This is a genomic window from uncultured Campylobacter sp., from assembly GCF_938017775.1.
Classification (GTDB): domain Bacteria; phylum Campylobacterota; class Campylobacteria; order Campylobacterales; family Campylobacteraceae; genus Campylobacter_B.
Genome location: NZ_CALIIU010000037.1, coordinates 1 through 12206, shown reverse-complemented (window position 1 = coordinate 12206; position 12206 = coordinate 1). Strand labels below are relative to the sequence as shown.

Below are 12206 nucleotides of genomic sequence, written 5' to 3'. Positions count from 1 at the left end.
ATAGGGAATATGTTCCAAAAGAACACGAAGTCGTAACTTTTCTGCACGATTAAAATTCAAAGAACCGAAGAGCTGCGTTTAAATACATCTAATATTTCACTATCAAATTTCAATTTTCTACTACGCTATAAAACGCCCCACTCTTTTTTATATTCGTTTATTATCTCATCGGGCGTCTTTTCTCCCTTATCGACCTTGATAAGATCGATTATATCTTGCTCGTTTGCAAACATACCCTCTATCGCGTGGTTGCAGATGATAGATCTATTTTGCTCGTATTGTTCTACGCTCAGCTCGTCTTTATATTTTTCAAGTATAGCCAAACTCTTTTCTAAACTATAAACTTCCGGATATTTTTGCATGCTTTATCCCTAGCAATATAAAAATTTTATCAGCCGCGGCGTCCTATTAAAAAACAAAGCTCAAGCAGGTAGGCGCACTTTTTGCTACGAATAGCTTGCAAGTAGCCCGCACTTCGCCGCAGCTAAAGCAGATAACTATTAGATGACGGGAAATTTTACCGCGAGTAGCTCACAAATAAATTTAACAAAGCCCTTATCAAGCAAAAAACGAAGGAAAAGCCGTCAAAGAAAACTGCTACTCCCTTACGATGAAAGCTCCAGTAAACTTGCCATTATGCGCGAAATCTCTCGCCTCATCCTCACTCTTAAATCCACTTAAAAAGACGCGATAAATTGGCGTGCCATCTATGCTAAATTCTTTGATGATCGCAGGATATCCCGCTGTGCCGTGGTAATCGCGCTGATAAATTTGTGCGCCGCTTCTGTTTCTAAACGCACCGATTTGTACCATAAAATTTCCGCCAACGATGGTTGCTTTCGGCGAGCCTTTAGCAATAGTGCGCCCATAAAAACCCACTACTTCGAGCTTTACAGGCGCCGTACCTTTGGCAAATACGCCCACTAGATTGGCAGCTGTTTTGCTAAGATCGATGATGCGACCATCCACGAATGGACCGCGATCGTTTATGCGCACGGTTGTGGTAGCGCCGGTATCGCGATTCGTGACCTTTACCATAGTATTCATTGGATAGGTTTTGTGCGCGGCGGTCATGCCGTTCATATCGTAAATTTCGCCGTTTGAAGTGTATTTGCCATGAAAATTCGGCCCATACCAGCTGGCGATGCCGATTTGAGTGTCACCGACGCTTACTTGCTCTGGATAGTAGGTTTTGCCGTTAATTTTATAAGGGCGCATGGTGGCGGGAGAGTTTTTGCCGATCTTGCCCGCACCGCCCGCAGACGATCTAGACGACGGTGCGGTACGAAACGAGCAACCGGCAAGAATCAGCGCAAAAAGCGCACTAAAAAGAGCGATTTTCTGGTACGACACCTGCGATCCGATCTTATTTGTTGAATTTTATATTATTTAGCGCTATTTCGTTTTTGTCTTTGAGGCTAAGCTCGTTCGCCAAACCTGCTAACACGCGTCCTGGCTTGCGCTGTTTCAGACGTGGTTCATACGCTTGAAACGCGCCTTGATTTACGACAAATTCTGCATATTTGCTTTGTGGGATATAAAAGAAGTACTTGCCGTTAAGCGGCGAAATTCCGTTTTTAATATGCGCGTTGTAATCCTGCATCTGCGATGGCGAAATTCCGATCTGTTTTGCAACCGCGCTTAGCTTTGTGCCCGGAGCTACCGCAATACGCTTTAGCCCCCACGGCTCGCTTTCAAAAAGCAGAATTTTACGCATATTTTCATTTTGAGCGATGTAAGCGTATTTAATAATGCGCTTGATAAAATTCTTAGTCTCATTAGGAAGTGCGGGGCTTTTTAGCAAGCGATCCAGATCGTCGCTGCCAGTAGCTGCAATCGCATTTTTAAGCTTTTGATCGCCGCAATTATACGCCATTAGCGCTAAATACCACTTGCCAAAATTTTGCTTCAGATGCAAAATATACGAAAACGCAGCATCCGTAGAGGCTGCGGGATCGCGACGCTCATCTACGGCGCTATCTACTCTAAGACCGAAATTTTTCGCAGTTGCCGGCATCAGCTGCCACATACCACCTGCGCTAGCGCCCGAAGTTACGGTGTTTTTAAGATGAGATTCTACCATTGCCAAATACAATAAGAATTCCGGAGCTTCAATGTTATCGACCTCGGATTTGACTAAGTAGGCATTGTGCGACTGCGAAGTCACGATATGCTTAAACTGCTTGCGATCGCTTGCATTGATCGCACGGAATATGCCCGCAACTACGTTTTTGCTCGATTCGTTATTTTCGATGCCGAATTGATTTAAAATATAGTCGTGATTTGCGCGCATCAGACCGGGCTGGCTCGCAAACGCTTCGCCCACTAAAAGTAGGGCTAGCAGTATAAATTTTATGGCTTTCATATCTCTCCTTTGATTTTATCGCCAAAAAGCCTACAGGCGTTTTGAGTCGTTATTGCTTCAACCTCTTCTACGCTTAGGCTTAAAATTTCCGCGACTTTTTCTACCACGAGTCTCGTAAATGCAGGCTCATTGCGCTCGCCGCGATGCGGATGCGGGGTTAGATATGGTGCATCCGTCTCGATTAAAAGGCGCTCTTGCGGAATTTGCGGTAAGATCTCAGCTAAGTTTTTTGCATTTTTGAATGTCAAAACTCCGCCGATACCGAAGTAAAATCCGTATTCGCTAAGACCTAGCAAAAGCTTGCTGGCATTGAAGCAGTGTAAAACACCGCCGCATAAATCGCCGGCGCGATCTTTTAGAATTCCAAAGCTATCTTCGTTTGCTTCTCGGATATGGACTATAAGTGGTTTTTGAAGTTGTGTTGCTAGATCGATTTGTGAGATAAAGGCGTCTTTTTGGCGGGAGATTTCTAAGGCTTTGGTTTCCTTGCTCTCTTGCTGCTTAAGTCTGAAATAATCAAGACCGCATTCGCCAACGCCCACGCATTTGGGATCGTCAGCATACCGCTTCAGCACCTCCATATCGAAAGAATCTATCTCGTATGGATGTACTCCTACGGCAAAATACACATTATCCCGTGCATGCGAAATTTTACATGCCTTATCTAGGTCTGCTACATCGGCACCGGGAATGATGATGCTACGCACACCTGCAATCGTGGCGCGCTCAATCACCGCGTCCAAATCGGCGTCGAAACTAGCATCGTCTAAATGGCAATGTGTATCTATAATCATAAAACTCACTTGATAAAATTTTTCGAAGCGGATTTTACGTCGTTTTGCAAAATCACACTTAAATTTAAATTAAACGCGGTATTGTAGCAAAAAATTTCAGATTTAAACTTAAGCTTAAAATTCCTTCAGCTTTGCCTTAGTTTTTTAGCGAATTCCAGGGCTTCTGCAGTAATAGTCTCGCCGCTTATCATACGAGCTAGCTCTGTTATTTTTTCATTTTCGCTTAATAATCTCACGCTAGATTTGCCGTTCGTTTTACTTACTAAAAAGTGTGACGCAGCCTTGGAACTAAGCTGCGGCTGGTGCGAGATCGCAAAAATTTGATAAAATTTTGAAATTTTTACCAGCACGTTAGCGACACTCATCGCCTCTTTTCCGCTTAAATTTGAATCAATCTCGTCTAAGATCAAAATTCCCTCGCCGTTATTTGTAAGCTCCAAGCTTGCCGCGATGAAAGCAAGGCGTAGGCGGTTCGTTTCGCCTGAGCTTAAATTTTTAAATTCCGTCTTGCACAAGCTGACGCAAATTTCGTCTGTGCCGCACTCACTAAGCGCCGTAGGCTTAAAACCAAGCTCCACTCCGTCCATATAAAGCTGCTTTAGATAGGAATTTATCAGATCCTCGAGCCGTTTTTTAGTGCCCTTGCGAGCCTCGCTGATTTTTTCGGCAAGGGTAGCGGTGCTTTCACTAAGGCGTTTAAATTCCACTTGCAACTTGGTTTTTTCAAAGCTTAACTGCTCGTAATGCTCAAGCTCCTTCTTGCGCGCTTCAAGCGTAGCTAGCGCCTCCTCTACGCTTCCGTAGCGCCTATTTAGCGCGCTAAGAGCTTCGATGCGATCTAAAATTTTCTCTATGTCGATATTTTCGAGCTCGTCTAAGCTCAAGCTTTCTTGCTTTAGCCGCAGCTCGTTCATTGCATCCTCAAAAAATGCGCTATCCAGCCCGCTAAGACTTAGCGCTTCGATGACGCTGCGTTCTAGCTCAAAAACACCCTGCGCCTTAGCCCAAAGTTCCTCGATCTTATCTTTTTTACTAAGCTTTTTTTTGATCTGCAAAAGCTCCTCATATTCACCGATCTTAGGCGATACACGCTCGATTTTTTCAATCTCGAAGCGAGCGAATTCCTTTAACTCCTCGATCTTGCGCTCTTGATCCAAAATTTCATCCAGCTGCTTTTTTGTGCGGCTAAATTCCACAAAAGCGCTTTGAAGCTCCGATAGGCTTAGCGCGTGTGCCGCATCTTTTTTCGCGGCGATAAAATCAAGTAATTTTAGCAAGCTATCGCTACTCATTTCGCCGGCGTTTTTCGCGCCTAAAAATTTCACGTATTCGCCGGCGATCGTGCTTAGATTTTTTTTCGAGACTGATTGAGAATTTATAAAATATCGCAAGCTACGCTCTTTTAGGACGCGAAAAATATTTGGCGTATCGTTTATCAAGCCGAAATTTCCCATATCAAATTTATGCTCTACGTCCGCTTCTATGAGCTCAGCCTCGCATTCGTTAAGACCGAACACCGCTAAAATCGCGCCTATTAATACCGATTTGCCCGCGCCGCTGGTACCTGTAAATACGCTAAGTCCTGGACCAAAACTAAGCTCACTCTCGCAAAAACCCAGATTATTTTTAATATAAATTCTTTCTAGCATCCGCCGTGCCCCCATCTGAGTTTGGCTTTTAAAACGTCGAAATAATCGTAGCTCTTGCGTTTTATTAAATTTGCTTTGGCATGTGAAATTTTAGCGCTCATGCTGCTAAATTCCGCCATATCAAAAACGTCTTGTCCGTCGATGACGACGCTAACTTCGGAGCTTCCGGCGTTTTTGAAGCTTACGAGATATTCTTTGGGAAGGATCAAAGGTCGCTGCGTCAGGCTGTGCGAGCATATCGGCGTGACGCAAAACACGTCGCACAGAGGATAGACGATCGGGCCGTTCGCGCTCATATTATACGCGGTCGAGCCCACGGCGGAGCTTACGATCACGCCGTCGCCGTAGTAGGTGTTGAAATATTTTCTATTTAAAAAGGCGTCGATCTTCGCCATCGATGAGATATGGCTGCGGGTGATTACGACGTCGTTAAATGCGGTCTTGCGGACAATTTTGCCGCTACCGTTTTCCAGTATCACTTCAAGCAAAAACGGGCGTTCGATCTCGTATTCGCCGCGCAAAAATTCCTTTAAAAATTTTACGAATTCACTCGGCTGCACGTCCGTTAAAAAGCCCAGAGTGCCCGCGTTAATACCCAAAATAAAAGCGTTTTTGTCGCTTAGCAGCCTCGCAAGCCCGATGAGCGTGCCGTCGCCGCCGAGGCTGATTAAAAAATTGGTCTTTTTTAAAATTTCTGCAAGCGTATGCGGCTTGAAGCCTAAAAATTCGGCGCTATCTTGCTGCATCAAAGGCTCAATACTTTGCACTTTTAAAATTTCACAAATTTGCTCCGCGACGGGGCGAATCTCATCCGATTTTTTGGCTATCAGCCCTGCAAATTTTAAATTTTCGTGGATTTTGTTTTTGCTTTCCATTTTTCTACTTTCGGGCGCTATTTTATAAAAAATTAGCTTTGTAAAAGCAAAATTTAACTATAATCGGCTCTTGAAATTTTATTAAAAAGGAGTGATTTTGCGAAGTCATTACTGTACGGATTTGAGTAAAAACGATATCGGCAAAAGTGTAACCGTGTGCGGCTGGGTAAATTCTTACCGCGACCACGGCGGCGTGATTTTTATAGATTTGCGCGACCGAAGCGGGCTGTTACAGCTAGTCTGTGATCCCAAAGATAGCCACTCGGCATACGAGGTAGCAAATACCGTGCGAAACGAATTTGTCCTAAAAGCCGTCGGCAAGATCCGCGCTCGCGGCGAAGGGCTGGAAAATCCAAATTTAAAAACGGGCGACATCGAAGTCGTGGTAGAAAGCTTAGAGATAGAAAATCCGAGCAAACCGCTTCCTTTCGTAATCGGCGATAAAAGCGTCAACGAAGAAACGAAGCTAAAATATCGCTTTTTGGATCTGCGCGCCGAGGGAAGCTTCGATAAATTTAAGATGCGCTCCAAGGCTGCGATCGCTGCGCGAAATGCTCTTGATAGGCTCGGCTTTGTCGAGGTCGAAACGCCGATCTTAACGCGCGCGACGCCCGAGGGCGCTAGGGATTATCTGGTGCCTAGCCGCGTCTATCCGGGCAGCTTCTACGCGCTTCCGCAAAGTCCGCAACTTTTCAAGCAGCTTTTGATGTGCTCGGGCTTTGATAAATACTTCCAGATCGCGCGTTGCTTCCGCGATGAGGACCTGCGCGCCGACCGCCAGCCGGAATTTACGCAGATCGATATCGAGATGAGCTTCAACACTCAATACGACATAATGCGCGTAGCCGAGGAGGTTTTAAAGGATATTTTCAAATCCTGCGGTCGCGAGATCGTCACCCCTTTTAGACACATGGAGTATAAAGACGCGATGGAGCTTTACGGCAGCGACAAACCCGATCTGCGCTACGATATGCCTTTCATCGACGTAGCCGATATTTTTGAAAAATCTAGCAACGAAATTTTTTCAAATTTAGCCAAAGACCGCAAGGCTAACCGCGTAAAAGCGCTCAAAGTCGAGAGCGGCGATCTGAAATTTAGCAAGCGGCAGATGCAAGGCTTTGAGGAATACGTTAAAAAATTCGGCGCGCAAGGCCTTGCGTTTATCCAAGTAAAAGAGGACGGACTAAAGGGGCCGCTAGTAAAATTCTTTGAAAAAAGCGAGCTCGATGAGCTTATCAAGCGCTGCGAGCTTAAAGTCGGCGACGTCGTATTTTTCGGCGCGGGCAAAAAGAAAATCGTGCTTGATTATATGGGCAGATTTAGAATTTTCCTCGCAAACGAGCTTGGTCTGATCGATCCGAACAGGCTTGAGTTTTTGTGGGTCGTAAATTTTCCTATGTTTGAGCAAAACGACGACGGCAGCTACTCCGCGATGCACCATCCTTTCACTATGCCGAACAATCCCGATGAGCCTGATTTGGAGGACATTACCTCGATTGCCTACGACGTCGTGTTAAACGGCATCGAGCTTGGCGGTGGCAGTATCAGGATCCACAAAGCGGACATTCAAGAAAAGGTCTTTAGGCTGCTTAAGATCGAGCCTGCGGAGCAGAGGGAGAAATTCGGCTTCCTGCTTGATGCGCTAAGCTTCGGCGCGCCTCCGCACGGAGGTATTGCGATCGGCTTTGACAGGCTGATGATGCTCGTTACCGGCTCAAGCAGTATTCGCGAGGTTATCGCGTTTCCTAAAACGCAGCGCGCGCAGTGTCCGCTTACCAAAGCCCCTAGCGTCGTTACAGACGAGCAGCTTCGCGAGCTAGGTCTTAGGCTTCATAAGAAGGAGCAAAAATGAAAAGCCTTTTTCTAATCATTGGCGCTCCTGGCAGCGGCAAAACGACCGATGCGAGCATGATCGCTCAGATGAATCAAAGCATCGAGCACTACTCCACGGGCGATCTGCTGCGTGCCGAGGTAGCAAGCGGCAGCGCTCTGGGCAAACAGATAGACGGCTTCATCTCTAAAGGCAATCTCGTGCCGCTTGATATCGTCGTAAATGCTATCGTTAGCGCGATTAAAAGCTCGCCTAAAGACTTCATCATCATCGACGGCTATCCAAGGAGCGTCGAGCAGATGAATAAGCTAGACGAGGTGCTGCGAGGCGACGATGATGTAAATCTTAGCGCAGTAATCGAGGTATGCGTTAGCGAAGAGGTCGCCAAGGAGCGTGTTTTAGGACGCGCTCGCGGAGCGGACGATAACGAGGAGGTCTTTAAAAACCGCATGGCGGTATTTTCAGAGCCGATCGAGGATATCCGTAAATTTTACGGCGACGCGGGCGTATTTTACAGCGTAAACGGCGAGCGCACGGTCGAGGAGATCGTAGCCGATATCAATGCGATAATCGCCGCGCAGATCGAAAAACTGGGCTAGCGCGCTTGGATGGCGGCTTAAATTTAAGACGCGCTTTTTAGTACGAGTGCGCCTTTAAATTTATAGCTTACCGTCGCGCTAGATAGCCAAATTTTAAGCGTAAATTTAAAAGCTCGCGCCGCAAATTTAATGCGAGCGTTAAATATGAGCGGCTTTTAAATTTAATGAAATTTCAGATCTGTTTGCGGATACAGAGATTAAAATTTTTAAAATTTAAGGATAGATATGGTTAGAAAATTTTTACTTAGCATGGCTTTATGTGCGGCTGCATTCGGCGCGGGCGGGTTTGTGCCAAGCGGCTCCGCGGCGCAAACTCAACCGTCAAGCGTCAAAGAAGCGCTTAAATTAAGAGATGATTCTTCTGTCGTAATCGACGGCAAGATAAAATCTCAACTCAAACACGAGCATTATAGATTTGTGGATCAAAACGGCGATAGCATCGAGGTTGAGATCGATGATGACGTTTGGCGCGGCGTAAGCGTGGATGAAAATACGCTCGTGCGAATTAGCGGCGAGATCGACAAAGATTTTACTAAAACGACGATAGACGTGAAAAATATCAAAATTTTAAATTCTAAATAAAGGAAAACTATGGATCTTTCAAAGATAAAAGTGGGCTCAAACCCCGATAAAATCAACGCGGTAATCGAGATCCCTTACGGCTCGAATATCAAATACGAGATCGACAAAGCAAGCGGCGCGCTCTGCGTAGATCGCGTACTATACGGCGCGATGTTTTACCCCGCAAACTACGGCTTCGTGCCCAATACCTTGTCAGACGACGGCGATCCCGCGGATGTTTTGGTGCTAAACGAATACCCGCTTGCCGCCGGCAGCGTGATCCCGTGCCGCTTAATCGGCGTTTTGATGATGGAGGACGAAAGCGGCATGGACGAGAAGCTGCTTGCCGTACCGGTTAGCAAGATCGATCCGCGATATGAGGGCATTAAAGGGGTCTCCGATCTGCCTAAAGCTACGCTGGATAAGATCAAAAATTTCTTCGAAACCTACAAGCTTTTAGAACCGAATAAATGGGTCAAAGTGAAGGACTTCGCAAGCGCCGCCGAGGCGGAGAAAATTCTAGACAAAGCGATCAAGGCGTATAAATAAAATTTACAAGCATCATTCGATTTGGAATTTCGCCTCGCCTTTAAGACACTGGCGAAATTCCGAAATTTTAAAATTTGATGGGATTTACGAAGCGCAGAGCGATGTGAGGATTTTTAAATCAAGCTTGCAAAAAGCGGTCGCTTAAATTTTATAAATATCTCGTAGCTAGATACTAAAATTTTAAATTTTAAAAAGGCGACTCAAATGAAAAAGATTTATATCGCGCTATTTGTGGCAGTAGCTTTTTCGCTCTGCATACAATCGATCTCCGGTTTTAAAGGCATTAAAATTAGTATGTCAAACGATGCGCAGGGCATCTGCCTGAAGTCTAGCCCCAAGCTGAGTGAGGATCAAAATACGCAGATGCAAAACTTGGTGGATTTTCTGCGCTTTAGCGATAAAGGGCGAGAGAATTACTATGGTATAAGCTTCTTTAGCGATATCGCTACGACGTGGGATTTGTATGAAAAGCTTGCGGACATTGATGAGCTAGACTTCGGCAGAAACGCGAATTTTATGACCGTTTCGCCGATTAGAGTGGATGAGGTTGCGCAGGTTCCGCCCGAAATCTGTTTGCTTTCAAATTTAAAAAAGCTTGATTTGCAAGGCACAAGAGTTTCAGATCTACCCTCTTGCGTGCAAAATTTAAAAAAGCTCGAGTATTTAGGCTTGCGTGCTACTAAATTTACAGAGATTAGTGAAAATATCTCTAAAATTCCGAATCTTAAGACGCTGATTTTGGATCGTTGCCCCGTAAAAGAGTTGAGCGCAAATGTAGCGAATTTAAAGAATTTAGAATATCTCGAACTGGACCAAACGCACATTTCGCAATTGCCGCCGCAGATTACGGGAATGAGCAAGCTACGAGAGCTCCGCTGTTATAGTTGTAATTTTTTACATACTTTGCCTACGTATCTAGCAGAGCTGAAAAGTCTGGAAATTTTATATCTTACGAACACGCATATAGAGGCGCTACCCGATGAGGTTTCGCGAATGCCGAGTCTAAAGGAACTAAGCGAAGATTTTACCTCTCCTCCTGAAAACATCGTAAATTTACCCAATCTTGAGGAGTGGGGCCATATGGATGATGATAGATTGCGGCTCGCCGTGAAAATCCCGTCGCTCAAAAGGCTTCATATAGATTCGGATGTCCAGACGATCCCGTCTGAGTTAGGGGATTTGCATAATTTGCAGGAGCTTGATATTTGGTCTGAAAATATACAAGAAATCCCTGAAAGTATCGGCACATTAAAAAGCTTAAAAAAGCTCGATATTAGCGGATATAAGCAAGAGAGTCTGCCTGAGAGCATCGGCATGCTTGATGCTTTGGAAGAGCTGAAAATTAACAGCCAAGCCATTACGAAAATCCCTGAGAGCATCGGAAACCTACATAATTTAAAGGAGCTTTACATCCACGGCAAAAATATTACGCAGATCCCGGAAAGCGCAGGAAACTTAAAAAATTTAGAAGTTCTAGACCTATCCGAGACCTCGATCAAAAAACTACCGCAGAGTATAAACGATATGACGAGTCTTAAATACATTGATCTTCGTGATACCGATTTAGAGGAGCTTAACGTCGATTTTATCCGCCTTAGTAAACTTTACGGCATTAATTTGTATGGCGTTAAGCTTAAAAAGAAGCCCGTAGTTCCTAAGATAGAGGGAAGGCATATTAGCATTAGAGGATATGAGGATTAAATTTAAAACGAAGCTATGATTTGTCCGGCGCCGACATATACCGCGGCGGGATTTTAAGCAAATAATACAAGGAGATAAATCGCGCAAAAGATCGCTAGCCGGATCAGCCCTGCGCGCTAACGACGGCGAGACTTAGCGAGCTTTAAAGCCTCCTGCGGGCGCCGCAAATTTAAAAACCTCGTGCGCCGCGCGAAAATAGAACAATTTATCTGTGTGGGCTCTTCCTTAAATTTAGCGAGCTTCGGAGCAAAATTTGAAGTTAAAATTTTTAAAAGACCACTGCGTTTATAAGACTTGTCGTTACAAGCAGGCGAGATAGAGCGAAGAGAAATAGATTACGCACATTGCCGAAAAAGGCTGTCTTCGCTTGGAAGCGAGATGATACGCTTGCGGATTACGGCATTAAAATTCCCCTGCGATTTGTGTAGTGTGGGGCTGTGCGCTTGCGAAATTTTTAGCACATACGGATGCTATGTTTTCCGGCTCGGTAAATTTACACGGGCAAAAAATTCGATCTCGAAGCGACGGAAAGATCGCGGGCGTCATTGCAAAATTATAAAGCTGATGTCATCACAGAAAAAAGCCTTTGGGCTACCGCGCTACGTAAAATTTTAAATTTACACGCTACATAAAATTCGGAAATCTAAATGATGCCAAATGATTTACTATCGCCATCTTTTTAAATTTAGTAATAAATCTATAAATTTTGATTCCAAAGGCTTTTGTTTTAATAAGACGTCAAACACCTGATTAAATTTTAAAACTGCATCTCCCATGTGAGTTTATAGTTCCTACCCGGCGAGTAAAAGCGGTTGATACCAAGCCCTGTTTCTTGATCTATCAGATTGCTAGTTCCAAAAGGCCTTATTGACCTGGCGCTTTCCCAAGTGATATATTTACGATCAGTTATATTATATACGCCTGCACGAAGCGTCAGATATTTTATCGGCTTTACGTATGTTACGAAGTCTATCGTGGTATATCCGCCGCTTCTCCATTCCACTTCGCTATTGCTTACAGGTTTGCCGTTTACGATTTTGCCGCCTAGATACTGCTCGTACCAATACATATTGTAGGTATCTCTCGCCTTTTTCGCAGCTACCGCGGTTACGAACAGATCCGCGCCGTATTTATCGCCCGGGCTTTGATAGCCTACGCTATAAACCGCCGTTCGCGGCTGGATCGCATTCATCGGCGTATCGGTTTTGCCGTGACCTATATCCATTCTCCCTTTTTCCTTAGACCAACTTATTAATTTTTCTAATAATGCTGTCGCTATTCC

Annotated in this window: 12 protein-coding genes; 5 read left to right on the top strand and 7 right to left on the bottom strand. The window is 44.9% G+C overall.

The genetic code is table 11. The annotated features are described in order from the left end of the window. Positions 1–125 precede the first annotated feature (125 nt). The 6 genes from Q0537_RS05530 to Q0537_RS05505 form a co-directional block, all read right to left on the bottom strand. Positions 126–362, bottom strand: a complete 237-nt coding sequence (locus tag Q0537_RS05530) for a hypothetical protein (RefSeq protein WP_298028072.1) — start codon at positions 360–362, stop codon at positions 126–128. Positions 363–597: 235 nt separating this feature from the next. Beyond that, the gene (locus Q0537_RS05525) at positions 598–1353 is read right to left on the bottom strand and encodes a septal ring lytic transglycosylase RlpA family protein (RefSeq protein ID WP_299225791.1); all 756 of its coding nucleotides are present in this window, start codon (positions 1351–1353) and stop codon (positions 598–600) included. 13 nt (positions 1354–1366) lie between these two features. Further along, positions 1367–2365, bottom strand: coding sequence for a lytic transglycosylase domain-containing protein (locus tag Q0537_RS05520; RefSeq protein ID WP_297882548.1), 999 nt, complete (start codon positions 2363–2365; stop codon positions 1367–1369). Continuing rightward, positions 2362–3159 (bottom strand): TatD family hydrolase, encoded by a 798-nt coding sequence (locus Q0537_RS05515; RefSeq protein WP_295151491.1) that lies wholly within the window; start codon positions 3157–3159, stop codon positions 2362–2364. The genes Q0537_RS05520 and Q0537_RS05515 overlap by 4 nt, the downstream gene beginning before the upstream one ends. A 125-nt stretch (positions 3160–3284) precedes the next feature. Then, positions 3285–4808, bottom strand: a complete 1524-nt coding sequence (locus tag Q0537_RS05510; RefSeq protein ID WP_299225787.1) for an AAA family ATPase — start codon at positions 4806–4808, stop codon at positions 3285–3287. Next, positions 4802–5683 (bottom strand): NAD(+) kinase, encoded by an 882-nt coding sequence (locus Q0537_RS05505; protein WP_299225784.1) that lies wholly within the window; start codon positions 5681–5683, stop codon positions 4802–4804. Before Q0537_RS05505 ends, Q0537_RS05510 begins: the two co-directional genes overlap by 7 nt. A 97-nt stretch (positions 5684–5780) precedes the next feature. Here Q0537_RS05505 and aspS point away from each other — a divergent pair, with 97 nt between their 5' ends. The 5 genes from aspS (at position 5781) to Q0537_RS05480 (ending at position 10924) form a co-directional block, all read left to right on the top strand. Continuing rightward, a complete protein-coding gene (gene aspS / locus Q0537_RS05500; protein WP_299225781.1) occupies positions 5781–7535 on the top strand; it encodes an aspartate--tRNA ligase in 1755 nt (584 codons plus the stop codon). Beyond that, positions 7532–8113 carry an adenylate kinase gene (locus Q0537_RS05495; RefSeq protein ID WP_005871684.1) on the top strand — a complete coding sequence of 194 codons (582 nt, stop codon included), beginning with the start codon at positions 7532–7534 and terminating at the stop codon, positions 8111–8113. The genes aspS and Q0537_RS05495 overlap by 4 nt, the downstream gene beginning before the upstream one ends. A gap of 225 nt (positions 8114–8338) precedes the next feature. Beyond that, a complete protein-coding gene (locus Q0537_RS05490) occupies positions 8339–8695 on the top strand; it encodes a NirD/YgiW/YdeI family stress tolerance protein (protein ID WP_299225777.1) in 357 nt (118 codons plus the stop codon). Positions 8696–8704: 9 nt separating this feature from the next. Then, positions 8705–9223 carry an inorganic diphosphatase gene (gene ppa, locus Q0537_RS05485; RefSeq protein ID WP_299225773.1) on the top strand — a complete coding sequence of 173 codons (519 nt, stop codon included), beginning with the start codon at positions 8705–8707 and terminating at the stop codon, positions 9221–9223. A gap of 204 nt (positions 9224–9427) precedes the next feature. Beyond that, the gene (locus Q0537_RS05480) at positions 9428–10924 is read left to right on the top strand and encodes a hypothetical protein (protein WP_299225769.1); all 1497 of its coding nucleotides are present in this window, start codon (positions 9428–9430) and stop codon (positions 10922–10924) included. Positions 10925–11681: 757 nt separating this feature from the next. Here Q0537_RS05480 and Q0537_RS05475 read toward each other — a convergent pair. Beyond that, on the bottom strand, positions 11682–12149 hold the full coding sequence (locus Q0537_RS05475) for a TonB-dependent receptor (protein ID WP_299225766.1): 468 nt from the start codon (positions 12147–12149) through the stop codon (positions 11682–11684). Positions 12150–12206: the final 57 nt, after the last annotated feature.

Bases quoted from the DNA above. Each gene is read 5' to 3' on its own strand.
- Q0537_RS05530 (WP_298028072.1), bottom strand. From the start codon at position 362: ATGCAAAAATATCCGGAAGTTTATAGTTTAGAAAAGAGTTTGGCTATA.
- Q0537_RS05520 (WP_297882548.1), bottom strand. From the start codon at position 2,365: ATGAAAGCCATAAAATTTATACTGCTAGCCCTACTTTTAGTGGGCGAA.
- Q0537_RS05515 (WP_295151491.1), bottom strand. From the start codon at position 3,159: ATGATTATAGATACACATTGCCATTTAGACGATGCTAGTTTCGACGCC.
- Q0537_RS05510 (WP_299225787.1), bottom strand. From the start codon at position 4,808: ATGCTAGAAAGAATTTATATTAAAAATAATCTGGGTTTTTGCGAGAGT.
- Q0537_RS05505 (WP_299225784.1), bottom strand. From the start codon at position 5,683: ATGGAAAGCAAAAACAAAATCCACGAAAATTTAAAATTTGCAGGGCTG.
- Q0537_RS05495 (WP_005871684.1), top strand. From the start codon at position 7,532: ATGAAAAGCCTTTTTCTAATCATTGGCGCTCCTGGCAGCGGCAAAACG.
- Q0537_RS05490 (WP_299225777.1), top strand. From the start codon at position 8,339: ATGGTTAGAAAATTTTTACTTAGCATGGCTTTATGTGCGGCTGCATTC.
- ppa (WP_299225773.1), top strand. From the start codon at position 8,705: ATGGATCTTTCAAAGATAAAAGTGGGCTCAAACCCCGATAAAATCAAC.
- Q0537_RS05480 (WP_299225769.1), top strand. From the start codon at position 9,428: ATGAAAAAGATTTATATCGCGCTATTTGTGGCAGTAGCTTTTTCGCTC.
- Q0537_RS05475 (WP_299225766.1), bottom strand. From the start codon at position 12,149: ATGGATATAGGTCACGGCAAAACCGATACGCCGATGAATGCGATCCAG.